This window comes from Arthrobacter sp. OAP107 (genome assembly GCF_040546765.1).
Lineage (GTDB): Bacteria > Actinomycetota > Actinomycetes > Actinomycetales > Micrococcaceae > Arthrobacter.
Genome location: NZ_JBEPOK010000001.1, coordinates 480,192 through 494,068 on the forward strand (window position 1 = coordinate 480,192; position 13,877 = coordinate 494,068).

The following is a 13,877-nucleotide window of genomic DNA, read 5'->3' on the forward strand; positions in this document are numbered from 1 at the left end:
CGCGGGCTGCAGCTGAGTCGGGTCTGAGGCTAGCGCTGCGGCTGGATCCCGTTGCCGGCGCCCTTGGCGATTTTCACCTCGGTGTTGATGATTTCCGCAGAGCACTGGAATTGCGCGTTGCAGCTTTGCAGCACGATGGTGGCCGCGGCCGTGCCCTCGTTGAACGCCATCACGTTGGGAACAACCCGGATGGTGGCGGTCTGGGCCTTCCTGGTGCAGGTGAGCTCCGCGTTTCCAAGGCCGCCGGCGATCCGGCCGTCGCTGACCCTTTGGGTCAGCTGGATGACGGGTACCGCGGTGAACAGGGCGGGGTCGGTGTCGCAGACGAAGGAGACGGGAATATCGACGGCGGCGCCGTCGGCGACGAGGATTCCGGGTCCCGCGCTGACGAGCGTTGCGGGGGCTGCGTGGACGGGGGCGGCGATGCCCATGAGGCCGGCGGCGAGTGCGACGGCGGTGAGGCGGCTTCTGGTGCCTAACATCAGGTTCTCCCCTGGATAAAGGGTGGCGTTAATCGAAGCGTGGCGCCCTGCCTGCCGTGGGTTGTGCCGGCGCGGCGACCGGGCGCCTGAAAAAACGGGCCCATGGTTGTACGGTTCATGGCCCCTGACGGCGGCGCCGATTGGGGTGCCGCGCTGTACAGCCAAACATCGGACACTGCCAAACATCCGGCGCGGGCGAAAGTCCGGCTGGCCGCACAGTACTCATGTCCCGGTCGCGCTGACAAGAGCCAAATATAAAGGAAGCGGACGACGGCGGGAGGTCCCGCCGTCGTCCGCTTCCTTTTGTGCGTTATTGGCTGGCGCCAGAGGCTTAATGCCACAGCCCGAGGGCGAACTCCGCGATCACGGTGGACAGCAGGAACGATGCGGTGACTGCCAGCAGGCCCACCGGGATGATCTTCCAGCCGATGTTTTTCAGCAGCGGGATGTCCTTGCCCAGCGACAGGCCGGCGAGCGTCAGCATGACCGTGGCGATCGAGAGGAAGTCCACCGACTTGATGGGGCCATTCAGTGCCGCCGATCCGAAGAACCAGGGGCTGGAGATGTAGGCGCCGATCGTGGTGATGTAGACGATGGCCGAGATCTTCTTGGTGAGCTTGGCAAGGGCAATGCTGACCAGGACGAGGGCCAGCATGATGGCGTACCCGGCGACGATGGTGAGGCTGAACCCCTTGGCCGCGATCGAGGCCGTGCCGATGCCGAGGACAGTCAGGACCGAAAGGGACAGCCACAGCGGCAAGTGCATGGCCGCCGAAGACGCGGCCACCCGTTCGCGGAAGCGGCGGTTCTCCTCGGCCTGGGCTGCCTCCCGGGCGGCGTCCGTGCCGCCTTCTCCGCTGCCGGTGCCGCGGAGCTCCGTTTCCGCACGCTGTGCTGGGGCGCCGGCCGGAACGGCGGCTTCCTCCCGGGTCTGCCTGCGGGTGAGGACCCGGTAGAAACGGTCCGCCAGCGGCAGGGCCAGGTAGATGCCGACGTAGACACCCAGGATGGTGGTGATCAGGTTGGAGATGGCCGCCATGCCCAGGATGGCCTCCTGGTCGCCGGGGTAGGCGGCGATAATACTGGCGGAGGACGCCGCCATCATGGACCCGGACCCCACGCCGGCACCCATGGCCAGGGCCAGGGGGTCAAAGATCCTCCAGTTGGAGATCAGGGACGTCAGCAAAGTGATGTACACGGCGCCGAACAGGGTGCCGAAGACGTACATGGCCAGGACGCCGCGGTACTGGTCCGAGTCGGGGCCGTATTTTTCGGAGACCATGGCGAAGGACGGTTCGCGGTCAAGCGAGAACGTGGCCCCGACGGTCGCCTTGCCCATACGGAGCACCACGGCCAGCGGGAGGGCCAGCGCAATGGTGCCCAGCAGGTGGCCCACCTCCTGCAGCAGCAGTGCCGGGCCGGCCTTGAGCAGGGTGGGCAGGCTGGGCCCGATGTTGAACGCCAGCCGGGCCACAAGCAACAGCACGGCAACGCCGACCAGGGCGGCGGCGACCCGCTGCAGGTCCAGTCCCAGCGGCTTGAATTTCTGGACGGATACCAGCAGGCCGAGGATGAGGCCCCAGACCATGGGGAAGATGACGATCGCGCCGATGCCGACGTCGATCTTCGCCTGGCCGATCAGCTGGACCGCCAGCGCAATGACGAAGGCCAGCGCTGCGATGGGAAGCGTGAGCCGGGTACCGGCTTTGTCTGTCCGCGCGGGTGTTGTGCTGGTGCTCATGGTGTGCCTTCCTGTGTGACGGTCTGACGGCGGTAAGCCGCTTTGCTCAGGCGTGCCCTTTCGGTGGGGGTGGTGGCCGCAGCGGCGATGGTCCAGGCCAGCGCGGTGGCAGCCTCGAACATCACGGCGTAGGCCTCCGGGGAGTCTGCCAGTGCGGCAAAGGCGTGGGAGTGGATGGGGACGTCCGCACCGGGAATACTTAGCCAAGGGTGCAGGCTCGGGATGACCTGGGAGATGTTGCCCATGTCCGTGGAGCCGCCGCTGATGCCCGCCGAGGGCGAGGTGTCCTTGCCGAACACGTCCATGGCCTCGGTCCAGTGGGCTGCCAGGGCGTCGTCCTGGATCAGCGGTTCGTAGAGCGGCTCCGTGTCCTCGAAGGCCAGCGTGGCGCCGGTAGCCAGGGCCGCCCCCTCGAAACAGCGGCGCACGCGCTTCAGCAGTGCTTCGAATTCCATCAGCGTGAAGGCCCGGCATTCAAACTCCACCACCGCCCGCTCCGGAATGATGTTGGTAACGTGGCCGCCCTCTGCGACGTACATGGCGACGCGGTGGTCGCCGGGAATCTGCTGGCGCAGCAGTCCCACCGCCACCTGGCTCAGTACGGCGGCGTCCGCGGCGTTCACGCCCTGGTGCGGGGCGGCCGCAGCATGGGCTGCCTTTCCCGTGAAGACGGCCCGGTACCGGCCCACCGCCTGGGCGCTGGTGCCCGCCGGGTTGTACGTCACCCCGTCCTGGACCGGATGAACCATCAGGGCGAGGCTGACGCCGTCGAACGCGCCCCGTTCCAGCAGGAGCGCCTTGCCGCCGCCGTGTTCCTCGGCGGGCGTTCCGATGGTCTTCAGGGTGATGCCAAGCTCATCGACGAGCGGCCGCAGGGCAAGGGCCGCGCCCACGGAGGCGCCCGCGATCAGGTTGTGGCCGCAGGCATGGCCGATGTCCGGGAGTGCGTCGTATTCCACGCACAGCGCCACCGTAAGGTCGCCGCTGCCGGCCGTGGCGGTGAACGCCGTGGGTAGTCCGCCGGTGCCGCGTTCCACCTCGAAGCCGCCCTCAGCCAGCAGGCCGGCTGCCGCGGCCGCCGAGTGGACCTCCTCGAAGGACACCTCCTTGAGGGCGTGGATCTGCCGGGCCATGGCCAGCACCCGCGGTTTCCAGGTGGTGACGCCCTCGGCAAGGGCGGCGCGGAGGCTCTGCACGGCAGGCGCTGGTTCTTTCGCTTCCATCAACATGCCTGCCTAGTAGGAGAGGGACGGGAACGGGGCGCCGGCTGCACGGGTGGGCACCCAGACGGCTTTGGTCTGCGTGTACTCGTCCAGGACGCCGGGACCGGAGGAGCGGCCGTGGCCGGAGTCGCCGAAGCCGCCGAACGGAACGGCCACATGGATGGTCTTGTAGGAGTTGATCCAGAATGTGCCTGCCCTCACCTGGCGTGCCACGTGGTGGGCGCGGGAAATGTCCGAGGTCCACACCGCGCCGGCCAGGCCGAAGTTGGTGTTGTTAGCCCGGGCAATCGCCTCGGCTTCCGTGTCGAAGGCGTCCGCCCCGACGACGGGCCCAAAGACCTCAGTGGTTTCCAGGCGGTTCTGCGGCGTCACGCCGTCGAGCAGGGTGGGCATCACCCAGTGGCCGCCGGCCAGCGGCGACCCGGCCAGGGCGTCGGGAAGCGTTCCGCCCGTGACCCGGCGTCCGCCGTCGTTCATTCCTGCCTCGATGAGCGAGGTGACCGTGGCGAACTGCTGGGCCGTGATGATGGGGCCGACTTCGGTGTCCGCGCTCAGCGGGTCGCCGACGCGCAGCCGGGCCGCCTTGCTGGCGACCAGCTCCACGAACTGTGCGTGCACGCTGCGCTCCACCAGGAGCCGCGACCCGGCCACGCAGGACTGCCCGGCGCCGGAGAAGATGGCGGCTATGGCGCCGTCGGCGGCGCGTTCCAGATCCGCGTCGGCGAAGACAAGGTTGGCGCTCTTGCCACCGAGTTCCAGGAGGGCGGGAATGCCGGCCTGCGCGGCCGCGACGGCCACCCGGCGCCCGGTGGGGACGGAGCCGATGAAGCTGACCTTGCCCACGCGCCGGTCGCTGGTGAGGGCCGCGCCCACTGTCTGTCCCAGCCCGGCCGCGACGTTGAAGACACCTGCCGGCAGTCCGGCCTCGTGCGCGAGCTGGGCGAGGCGGACGGACGAGGCGGGCGTGAATTCGCTGGGCTTGATGATCACGGCGTTGCCGGCGGCCAGCGGCGCGGCGGAGTTCCAGCCGGCGGTGAACAGGGGCGCGTTCCAGGGGGTGATGGCCACGACGACGCCCCAGGGAACGCGTTCGGTGTAGGTGTGCCAGGGGCCGGGGACGGGGATGGTCTGGCCGGTCAACTTGTCGGCCCAGCCGGCGTAGTAGCCGTACATCTCGGCGACCTTGGCGGCTTCCACGCGGGCGTCGCGGATGGGCTTTCCGGTGGTGGCTGACTCGAGGATGGCCAGTTCCTCCGCATGCGCTTCAACCGTGCGGCTGACGTTGCGGAGGATGGCGGCCCGTTCGAAGCCGTTGAGTTCACCCCAGATTTTGGCCCCGGCGACGGAGCTTTCCAGGATGGCGTTGGCGCCCTCGGCGCCGGGGTCGGCGTAAGTGGCGAATGGTTCGCCGGTGGCCGCAGCGGTGAGGGTGATGTTCTCGCCGCTGCCGGGGACGGTCCTGCCGTCAAGGAATGCTTCGAGGCCGGCAGGGAAGGCCGCGTCCAGGACGGCGCGGGCGGTTGCCGCTGACGAGGAGGTGGGTGCTGTGGCGGTGCTCAAGGTGGTGGTCCTCTTTGTTGGGGGGGCTTAGACGACGGCGGTGGCGTCGTTGGTGGGGCCGTTTGTGGTGCCGGGTGCACCGGCAGGGGTAATGGCCGGAGCGACGGTCCGCGCGATCTCGGTGAAGTCCGCGCCGGGGCCGAGGGCGGCCAGGGCTTCCTGCCATTGGCCGGCGACGGCGGCCAACAGCGCCGGCTTTTCGCCGATCTGGGCGGCGACGTCAACGGCGAGGGCGGCGTCGCGGGCCATCAGCCCCAGCGAAAAGCCGGAATCGTGTGTCCCGGACAGCACCCAGTTGGGGTACATGTTCGCGGAGACCTTGCTGCCGCCGGACGCGTCGCTGATGCTGGCTGCGGCCTTGGCCGGGTCGATGCCGTAGGCCTTGGCGACGCCCAGGGCCTCGCCCACCGAGACCAGGTTGGCCGCGGCCAGGACGTTGTTGAGGAGCTTGACGACGTTGCCGCTGCCGGGGCCGCCGATGTGGTTGTACCTGCCGGCGGTGAGTGCCAGCAGGACGGGTTCGGCGGCGGCAAGGGCGGCGTCGGTTGCCCCGACGAAGGCGCTCAGGCTTCCGGTTGATGCGCCGTCGCGGCCGCCGGAGACGGGAGCATCCACGAAGGCTGCGCCTTGGGCTTCGGCGAGGTCGGCCATCTGCTTGCTCGTTGCCGGTTCGGAGGTGGTGGTGTCGATGATCGCGACGGTTCCCGGTGAGGCCAGGAGCTGCGGCACGGTTGCTTCGACGACGGCCGCGGCGGGCAGCGAGAGCACCGCGTAGGGGGTGCCGGCGAGGTCTTCCACGCTGGCGGTGGTGGCGATGCCGGCGCCGGCCGCGGCGGTACGTGCCGCCTCGGAGGGGTCGAAACCGGTGACCTCCCAGCCCGCCTTGTGGAGGGTGGCTGCCATCGCCCCGCCCATGGAACCGAGGCCGATGACGGCGATGCGGCGTTCGGTGCTGGTGTTCATATAGTTGCTCCTTGAAGAAGACGGATGGAGTGCAGCCAGGGGAGTTGCCGGTCAGTCAAGGTAGATGTCGAGGTCTTTCCAGAGCTGCTGCGTGCGGCGGATGGCTGCGCGGCTGCGCTCGGGGTGCGCGGCCTCCATGCCCGCGAGCAGGCCGTAGACCAGTGAGTTTGCGGCGGTTACGGACTGGAAGAAGGAGATGCCCTCTGAGGCCACCACCAGGAGGTGGTCGGCGACGGCCGCCAGGCGGCCCCGGCGCATGTCGCTGATGGCGATGACCTTTGCGCCTGCCTGCTTCGCGGCTTCGGCGGTGACGATGATCTGCCGCATCGTGCGCCACATGTTGATGACCACCAGGACGTCGCCCGGCCCGAGGGCGTTGGCGCTGGAGGCGAGGTGGACCGCGCCGCGGTTCTCGAGGGTGATGGGGTATCCCATGGTGGAGCCCAGATGGGCCATCACGCTGGCGGGTCCGGCGAACGAGCCCAGCCCCAGGACGATGATGGACTTGGCCGCGGCCATGGTGGCGATGGCTGCCTCGGCGTCGTCGGCCGTGTTGGAGTCCAGCGTCAGGCGCAGGTTCTCGATGTCGTGGTTGAGCGCATCATGCAGGGGACTGCGGTGTTCACCGTGTTCGGTCAGGGTGTCCTCGGTGGAGATCATCACCAGGTAGCGGGACCGCAGTTCCCGCTGCAGGTCCGGCCAGCCGCGGTAGCCCAGGTGCTGGGCCGCGCGGACCACCGTTGAGTTGTTGACGTCGGCCCGTTGGGCGATCTCAGCGATGTCCGCATATGAGGAAAGCTGCGGGTTGCGCGCAATCACATCGACCACCCGGCTCTGGGCTTTGGACAGCGGAAGGTCCGGAAGCGCGTCGCCGAGCCACGCATGGGAGGCGGGGCCCGTGCGGGTTTCTGTGCCGGCTTCCAGGCCGGCGGTGTTGGCGTTCAAGTCGGACCTCTTTCTGTGGAGAGGATCTGTGGCGCGCAGGTCATCTGTAACCCAGATCACTCTGCAAGAATCATTGCATCAAATGTACTCTGCAATTTTGTTTGCGGGAAGTGCTTTTGGTTTCCGGAGTGGAAAACCGGGTGCGGCCGGTCCATTGCAGCGGTGGCGGGACCGCGCGACCATGAGGGTATGAGCACCGAAATACCGGGCGCCGGGGAGCTCAATCTCCCGCAGGCGTTCCTTCTGCTGGCGACGAATGAGAAGGACGGCGAGCCCGAAGTGCCGCCAAGCGTCCTCAAGGCTGCACTGTCCGGAGCCATCCTGGCCGAGCTGGACTTGCTGGGCGCAATCCAGCTGCAGGGGAAATACGTGCGGGCCACGGGAGCCCCTCCGCAATCTGACTTCCGGCACCAGTGGGAACTGATTCACGACAAGTCCCGGCCGCACAGCCCCCGGCGGTGGGTTGCCATGCTGGAAAGCCGCGCCGAACTGCACCGCATCTATGAGGGGATGGCGGCTCTCGGCGTCGTGACCCATGTGGGCGAAAAGCACCTTGGCGTCTTCAGGACCACGCGCTATCCGGAGAAGGACCATGCTCCGGAAGCGGCACTCTTGGCGAGGATCGAAAGCGTACTGAACGGATCGGCGTCGGACGCCAGAACGGCTGCGCTCATTGGCCTGCTGCACGCGGCAGGACTGATGGACAAGCTTTTCCCGGGGGCCGGTCCGGCCCGGCTCCAGGAATTGACCGGTGAGCACTGGCCTTCCCGTGCGGTCCGGGATGAGCTCCGCATGATCCGTCTCGCGGAGGCGGAGGCCGCCACGTAGCCGATACCCTTGCAGGAAATCCAGCCTGCTGATTTACTGCCAGCACGGTTCCCTAAGCAAACGGGTCCGAGTGCATAGCGCGCTGCCATTTGGGGGAGCACCTGTCGGAGGGGTTATGGCTGGGGAACATCGCGACGATTTAGTGATGCAGTCGCTGCTGCTGGACGAGATCGGCCAGTCGGTCATCGGCATGGACGGCGACTGGCGCATCACCTACTGGAACCGTGCGTCGGAGCGTCTGTACGGGCTGGGCCCGGACAGGGCGCTGGGGCTGAGGATCAGTGACCTGGGAATCGTGGACGGCGCCAAGGAGCGGGGCCAGGCTGCCACGGACCTGGAAATTGCGCACAGAATCGCCCGCGGCGGGGACTGGGCCGGCGAGCTGTGGGTGCGCCACAGCACCGGCCGCGAGTTCCCGGTCCACGCGACAGTCAGCCGGATCAGGGGCCGGCACACCGTGCCTGTGGCAGTCGTGGCGATTTCAAAGGACATCACCGACCGCAAGCACACCGAGGCCATCCTGCGCCGGCTCTCGGCCATGGTCGAATCCTCCGGGGATGCCATCATCGGCGCGGACCTCACCGGCAAGATCACCAGCTGGAACGCGGGGGCGGCGAGGATGCTCGGCTGGAGCTCCTGGGAGGCTGTGGGACACGGCCACGGGCTGGTGACCGCCGACGACGGAGCCTACTTTGGCACGGACGTCACCTCCCGGTCGGGGAGCGGAACGTTCGTTACCGGTGTGGAAGCCCGGTGGCGCTGCAAGGACGGGTCGGTGATCGACGTCGAACTGACCGTGTCCCCCGTCTACGACCAGGACGGAATCCGGGTGGGTGCGTCCGCCATCGCCAGGGACATCACGGAGATCCAGCGGCTGAAAGCCGCGGCCGAAGCGGAACGCGAACGCCTGCTTGCAGCCCAGGAGATGGCCCATGTCGGAAGCGTCGAGCACACGGTGGCCACCGGTGAGACGTGGCATTCGGAGGAATTCGACCGGATCCTGGGAATGCCTGCGGACGGCCCGAAGGACAGGGAAACCATCCTGGCGCGGACGCACCCGGAGGACCGCGACCGTGTCCGCGACGTGTGGGCGAGCCTGGACCGCGGGCTTGGTTTCGCCGACTTCGAATACCGGATTATCCGGCCCACCGGCGAACAGCGGTGGCTGCACTCACGCATCAGGAGTATGACGAGCGCCGACGGCAAGCCGATCCGGTTCCTCGACACCGTCCTGGACATCACCGATCGGAAGAATGCGGAACAGATCCTGGAGTGGCAGGCCCGCCATGACGCCCTGACCGGCCTGCCGAACAGGTACATGGTCACCGAGGTCCTGCAAGGGTTCCTGGACCGGAGCGCCCGCCCGGTGGTGATGTTCGTCGACGTCGACCGGTTCAAGCTGATCAATGACGGCATCGGCCACAGTGCCGGCGACAAGATTCTGGTGCAACTGGGGGAAAGGCTGAAGGCCTCAGTCAGGGGAGCCGACACCGTGGGCCGGTTTGGCGGCGACGAATTCGTGGTGATCTGCGAGAACCTGCAGATGAGCGGGGCTCAGGCCGTCGCCGAACGGATCCAGGCGGCGACCCGGCGGCCGTTCGATGTGGACGGCCGCCAGATCTACCTCAACGTCAGCGTGGGCATCGCCTTGGCGGACGAGGAGGACACCGCGGAATCGATGCTGCAGGGGGCCGACGCCGCCATGTACCGGGCCAAATCCGCCGGCGGGGATTCGTCCGCGATCTACGACGTGCGCATGACGGGACGGGCCACTGGGCGCCTGGATCTCGAATCCGACCTGCGGCTTGCGCTGGAGCGCAATGAGCTGACACTGAACTACCAGCCGATCATTGACGTTTCCACCGAGAGTGCCGTGGGCTTCGAGGCGCTGCTGCGCTGGCACCACCACGAGCACGGCCCGATCATGCCCGACGCCTTCATCCCGATTGCCGAGGAGACGGGCCTGATCCTGCCGATCGGCACGTGGGTGCTCCGGGAGGCGCTGCGCCAGGTGCAGCAGTGGCGCACGCAGGTCCCGGGGGCGGAAAACTTCACTGCGGCCGTCAACATCTCCGGCCGTCAGCTCGTGGCCGGCGACTTTCCGGACGTCGTGGAGGCGGCCATCCGCGACACCGGCATCGACCCGGCCGCCGTCCACCTGGAAATCACCGAAACCGTGCTCATGGACCAGCCGGACCTGCCCAAGGAAACGCTGCAGCGGCTGGCCCGCCTGGGAGTGGGCCTGTCCATCGACGACTTCGGCACAGGCTACTCATCGCTCAGCTATCTCAAGTGGCTCTCGGCCCGGACCCTCAAGATTGACCGCACCTTTGTCGAGGAGCTGGGGACCGACCCGCACGGGGCCACGATCATCGAACTGGTCCTCGGCATGGCAGAGAGCCTGCGGCTGGACGTGGTGGCCGAAGGCGTGGAGACCGCCGTGCAGCTGAGCGAACTCCGCCGGCTGGGAGTGCGCCTCGCCCAGGGGTACCTCTGGAGCAAGCCGCTTCCTGCCGACCGGATCCCGGCGTGGCTGCAGTCGCACCCGGCTAACCTCCCCGCCACGATCTCCGCGGGTATGTCCGCGGAGGAGACGCTGCCCCGCGTCGGCTAGATTCACCGACGGTTCCGGCATATTTGTCCAGATATTGGACCAAGCCTCAACGTCATCACAGATTATAGGGAGGATTTCCGCAAGATCGGCTAAAAGGCCTCTTTGAGTCGTTCACGAGAGATATTTTTCAACAGGGGAAACCGGTGGCCTGCAATGCACGCCGGCCGCAACCACTCCCGTCATCAAATATCCCCGCGTCGAGAAAGGCCCGCATGTCCTACCCCAGCAACCAGCCGTACCAGTATCCGAACTATCCGAATGTGCAGCAGAATAACTCTCTTGAGTTCTTCCATGGCAGCAAATTCAAGGAAAAATCCGTCATCTTCGGTGTCATCGGATTCTTTTTCCTCGGCATCGTGTTCGGCCCGCTGGCGATTTCCAATGCCCGGAAGGCGGAAGCCTTGCACCACTCCGCAACGTTGGGAAAGGTTCTCGGTTGGATTGACACGATTGCGGGGGTTCTTTCGCTACTGGTCTTCCTCCTGATTTTCATCGCCGCGGCATCCGGCTCCGGCAACTAGACGTTCAGAGGGCCTGAATCATCAGGTGCCTTGGAATATCTTGCTGCCAGCTGCAATACCACATAGCTTTTACGCATATCTCGTGTGCATTTGGCCGGGCTGAAGTGGAAATGAATCTGGAGGGAACAATGGAGTTTGCTGAACGACTGACCGCGCTGGCAGCAAAAGTGCGACAGCAGAGATCTCAGATCGAGACGGAAGAGGCAACGAAGAACGCCTTCGTGATGCCCTTCATCTCAACGATTCTTGGTTACGACGTTTTCAATCCTTTGGAAGTCGTGCCCGAATTTACTGCTGACGTCGGAGTGAAAAAAGGGGAAAAGATCGACTATGCCATCATGCATGGTGGTACGGTCCAGATCCTCATCGAATGCAAAAAATCCAAAGAGCCCTTGCGTATTGAGCACGCCTCCCAGCTCTTCCGCTACTTCGCTGTGACGAACGCCCGTATCGCCATTCTGACCAACGGCGAGGTGTATCAGTTCTTTACTGACCTGGATGCACCGAACCGCATGGACGCGAAGCCGTTCCTCGTCCTGGACCTCAACGAGGTTGACGAGACCCTCATCCCCGAGTTGATGAAACTGTCCAAGGACGTCTTTGATCTTGACTCGATCATCAGTGCGGCGGGTGAACTGAAGTACATAGGGGCCATCAAGCGAGTTATCGCATCGGAGTTTAAGCTGCCCGAGGATGACTGGGTCAAATTCCTGACGGCGAAGGTCTATGAGGGGCCGTACACCCAGAAGGTCAGGGAACAGTTCACGGGCCTTGTAACCAAGGCGACTAAGCAGTTCCTTAATGAACAGGTCAACGAACGACTGAAGACAGCCTTGGGCGCTCCTAACTTCCCGATGGCGAGTGACCCGGAGATCGCGGCTACCGTCACCAGCGAAAAATCGGCGGAGGACGACCTGGTCGAGACCGGGATCGAGACCACGCTGGAGGAGTTGGAAGGCTTCCATATCGTCCGGGCGATTGTGTGCGGCGACGTCAAGCCTGCACGCGTCGTACAGCGCGACGCGAAGTCCTACTTTGCGGTTCTGCTCGATGACAACAACCGGAAGCCGATCGCCAGGTTGCACTTCAACCGTGTCCAGAAGTATTTGGGTGTGTTCGATGAAAGCAAGACTGAGACGCGTATCCCGATCAACTCGCTGGACGAGATCTACGAGAACGCAGACATTTTGCGCAGCAGCGTTCGTAGCTATCTTGAGTCATAAGGGACAGCAGCAGGCACAGCGTTAACGCAAGAAGGACGACGACGGGAGGTCCCGCCGTCGTCCTTCGTTTGCTTGGAGTTTTTGTACAGATAATGGGGGCCAAACGCCGCAGCCCGGTGCTAGCGGGAGACCGGCTCCTTTGCTTCCAGCAGCGCGAGTTCGTGCCGGCGGGGGAAGCCTTCCCAGTCGCCGGGGACCAGGCAGGCGAAGGCTCCCGTGGCGGCGGCGGTGCGGAGGCGTTCGGCGGGGCTGCGGCCTTCCACGAGTTCGGCCAGGTAGCCGGCCACGAAGGCGTCGCCGGCACCGACCGTGTCGACCACGGAAACGGGAACAGCGGCCTGCCGGAAGAGCTTCCCGTCGACCAGGGCGAGGGCACCGCCGGCACCAAGCTTGATCACGGCCTGGCCCGGCCCCAGGTCCGCGATTCTCCGGGCCAGCTCCTCGGGTTCACCCGGACCGACGGCGATCGCTGCCTCATCCTGGCCGGCGAACACGATGTCCGCCAACGGGATGATGTCGCGGTAGACGCTGCCGGCACCCTCGGCGGACCAGAGGTTGCCGCGGAAGTTCAGGTCGAAGGAGACGGCGACACCCGCAGTCCTGGCCACACGGATGGCATGCCGAAGCGTAGCCTCCGCCTGGGGCGACAGCGCCGGGGTGATGCCGCTGACGTGCAGCAGCCCGGCTCCGGAGATGAGCTCGTCGTCGATGTCTGCCGGTGCAATCCGGGAACCCGCGCTCCCGGCGCGGTAGTAGCTGACGCGCTGCGTATCAGGTGTGCGGCGTTCCTTGATCATCAGCCCGGTGGGGGCGGAAGGGTCGACGGCGATGCGGACGTCCACGCCTTCAGCCCGGATCTCGCGCTCCACGAGCTGGCCCAGGGAGTCCGCCCCGATCCGTCCGCACCACACAGCATGCACGCCGAGGCGGCGGAGACCGATGGCAACGTTGGACTCGGAGCCGCCGATGCCCAGGCTCATGGTGGAGGCGTGCGCGAGTGGGCCGACCTGGTCGGCGCGCATCAGCGCCATGGTCTCGCCGAACGTGAGCACGTATGGTCCCGTGCTCACCGGATTGCCCGCGTTCATTTGACCGCTCCCAGCTGCTCGGCGGTCTGGTCGATCAGCTGGCGTACACGCCGTGCCCTTGCCGTGAGGCCCTGCAGGTCGCCGCCCTTGAAGGCGTCGCCCAGGAGTGGCCCGCCGAGGCTGACGGCCAGGGCGCCGGCCCTGATCCAGGCCGGCACGTCCTCAATAGTGACGCCGCCGGACGGGATCACCTCGATGTCCGGGAACGGGCCGCGCAGCTGCGAGACATAACCGGCGCCGACGGTGGAGGCCGGGAAGATCTTGACGGCGGTGGCGCCCAGTTTCCAGCCGGTGTGCAGTTCGGTGGGGGTCAGGCCGCCGGGGTAGACCGGAACGCCGCGGCGGATGCACGCCTCAATGACGCCCGGATCCGTGACCGGAGTGACGATGTAGGCTGCGCCCAGATCGAGGGCCGTTTCGGCGTCCTCTGCTTCGGTGACCGTCCCGACGCCGATCTCGAGGGAGCCACCGAACCGCTCACGGAGGAGGGGAAGCTCCTCCCAGACGCCGGGCGTGCTGAGGGTGAGTTCGATGCTGAGCACGCCGCCGCGCTGCAGGGCCTCGATGACCGGCGCGTAGTCCGAGGCGTGCCCGGCCCGGAGGACGGCCACGGCACGGGTCTCACGGAGGACTGCGGACGGTGCCGGCCGGGACGCCGTGCCGGGGTTTTCGAGGCGGAGCATGGGATT

The 13,877-nt window shown here is 66.4% G+C and carries 12 protein-coding genes; 4 read left to right on the top strand and 8 right to left on the bottom strand.

Annotated elements, in window-relative coordinates; translation table 11 throughout:
- Window positions 1–29 precede the first annotated feature (29 nt).
- The 6 genes from ABIE00_RS02170 to ABIE00_RS02195 all read right to left on the bottom strand — a co-directional run bounded on the left by ABIE00_RS02170 (window position 30) and on the right by ABIE00_RS02195 (window position 6,914).
- Entirely contained in the window at window positions 30–482 is a 453-nt protein-coding gene (locus ABIE00_RS02170; protein WP_354256157.1) for a hypothetical protein, read from the bottom strand.
- A 331-nt stretch (window positions 483–813) separates the two neighbouring features.
- Window positions 814–2,223, bottom strand: coding sequence for a DUF3100 domain-containing protein (locus tag ABIE00_RS02175; protein ID WP_354256160.1), 1,410 nt, complete (start codon window positions 2,221–2,223; stop codon window positions 814–816).
- Window positions 2,220–3,452 carry an amidohydrolase gene (locus ABIE00_RS02180; protein ID WP_502914185.1) on the bottom strand — a complete coding sequence of 411 codons (1,233 nt, stop codon included), beginning with the start codon at window positions 3,450–3,452 and terminating at the stop codon, window positions 2,220–2,222. Before ABIE00_RS02180 ends, ABIE00_RS02175 begins: the two co-directional genes overlap by 4 nt.
- Before the next feature lie 6 nt (window positions 3,453–3,458).
- A complete protein-coding gene (locus ABIE00_RS02185) occupies window positions 3,459–5,006 on the bottom strand; it encodes an aldehyde dehydrogenase family protein (RefSeq protein ID WP_354256164.1) in 1,548 nt (515 codons plus the stop codon).
- A 27-nt stretch (window positions 5,007–5,033) separates the two neighbouring features.
- Complete coding sequence (locus ABIE00_RS02190; RefSeq protein WP_354256166.1) at window positions 5,034–5,969, bottom strand: NAD(P)-dependent oxidoreductase; 936 nt, start codon at window positions 5,967–5,969, stop codon at window positions 5,034–5,036.
- 51 nt (window positions 5,970–6,020) lie between these two features.
- Window positions 6,021–6,914, bottom strand: a complete 894-nt coding sequence (locus ABIE00_RS02195; protein WP_354256169.1) for a MurR/RpiR family transcriptional regulator — start codon at window positions 6,912–6,914, stop codon at window positions 6,021–6,023.
- A 189-nt stretch (window positions 6,915–7,103) separates the two neighbouring features.
- Here ABIE00_RS02195 and ABIE00_RS02200 point away from each other — a divergent pair, with 189 nt between their 5' ends.
- From ABIE00_RS02200 to ABIE00_RS02215, 4 genes are all read left to right on the top strand, one after another.
- On the top strand, window positions 7,104–7,742 hold the full coding sequence (locus ABIE00_RS02200; RefSeq protein WP_354256172.1) for a GOLPH3/VPS74 family protein: 639 nt from the start codon (window positions 7,104–7,106) through the stop codon (window positions 7,740–7,742).
- Between the two features lie 115 nt (window positions 7,743–7,857).
- Window positions 7,858–10,356: a sensor domain-containing protein gene (locus tag ABIE00_RS02205; protein ID WP_354256174.1), complete on the top strand. Its 2,499-nt coding sequence runs from the start codon at window positions 7,858–7,860 to the stop codon at window positions 10,354–10,356.
- 212 nt (window positions 10,357–10,568) lie between these two features.
- Complete coding sequence (locus ABIE00_RS02210) at window positions 10,569–10,877, top strand: hypothetical protein (protein WP_354256177.1); 309 nt, start codon at window positions 10,569–10,571, stop codon at window positions 10,875–10,877.
- A 128-nt stretch (window positions 10,878–11,005) separates the two neighbouring features.
- Window positions 11,006–12,100: a type I restriction endonuclease gene (locus tag ABIE00_RS02215; protein WP_354256180.1), complete on the top strand. Its 1,095-nt coding sequence runs from the start codon at window positions 11,006–11,008 to the stop codon at window positions 12,098–12,100.
- 119 nt (window positions 12,101–12,219) lie between these two features.
- Here the strand turns inward: ABIE00_RS02215 and ABIE00_RS02220 are convergent, their stop codons facing one another.
- Together ABIE00_RS02220 and ABIE00_RS02225 are read right to left on the bottom strand one after the other, a co-directional pair.
- Entirely contained in the window at window positions 12,220–13,188 is a 969-nt protein-coding gene (locus ABIE00_RS02220) for a sugar kinase (RefSeq protein WP_354256183.1), read from the bottom strand.
- Entirely contained in the window at window positions 13,185–13,871 is a 687-nt protein-coding gene (locus ABIE00_RS02225) for a bifunctional 4-hydroxy-2-oxoglutarate aldolase/2-dehydro-3-deoxy-phosphogluconate aldolase (RefSeq protein ID WP_354256186.1), read from the bottom strand. Before ABIE00_RS02225 ends, ABIE00_RS02220 begins: the two co-directional genes overlap by 4 nt.
- Between the last annotated feature and the right edge of the window lie 6 nt (window positions 13,872–13,877).

Excerpts from the sequence above, each read along its gene's own strand:
- ABIE00_RS02170 (WP_354256157.1), bottom strand. The coding sequence starts at position 482 with ATGTTAGGCACCAGAAGCCGCCTCACCGCCGTCGCACTCGCCGCCGGC.
- ABIE00_RS02175 (WP_354256160.1), bottom strand. The coding sequence starts at position 2,223 with ATGAGCACCAGCACAACACCCGCGCGGACAGACAAAGCCGGTACCCGG.
- ABIE00_RS02180 (WP_502914185.1), bottom strand. The coding sequence starts at position 3,452 with ATGTTGATGGAAGCGAAAGAACCAGCGCCTGCCGTGCAGAGCCTCCGC.
- ABIE00_RS02190 (WP_354256166.1), bottom strand. The coding sequence starts at position 5,969 with ATGAACACCAGCACCGAACGCCGCATCGCCGTCATCGGCCTCGGTTCC.
- ABIE00_RS02200 (WP_354256172.1), top strand. The coding sequence starts at position 7,104 with ATGAGCACCGAAATACCGGGCGCCGGGGAGCTCAATCTCCCGCAGGCG.
- ABIE00_RS02205 (WP_354256174.1), top strand. The coding sequence starts at position 7,858 with ATGGCTGGGGAACATCGCGACGATTTAGTGATGCAGTCGCTGCTGCTG.
- ABIE00_RS02210 (WP_354256177.1), top strand. The coding sequence starts at position 10,569 with ATGTCCTACCCCAGCAACCAGCCGTACCAGTATCCGAACTATCCGAAT.
- ABIE00_RS02215 (WP_354256180.1), top strand. The coding sequence starts at position 11,006 with ATGGAGTTTGCTGAACGACTGACCGCGCTGGCAGCAAAAGTGCGACAG.
- ABIE00_RS02220 (WP_354256183.1), bottom strand. The coding sequence starts at position 13,188 with ATGAACGCGGGCAATCCGGTGAGCACGGGACCATACGTGCTCACGTTC.
- ABIE00_RS02225 (WP_354256186.1), bottom strand. The coding sequence starts at position 13,871 with ATGCTCCGCCTCGAAAACCCCGGCACGGCGTCCCGGCCGGCACCGTCC.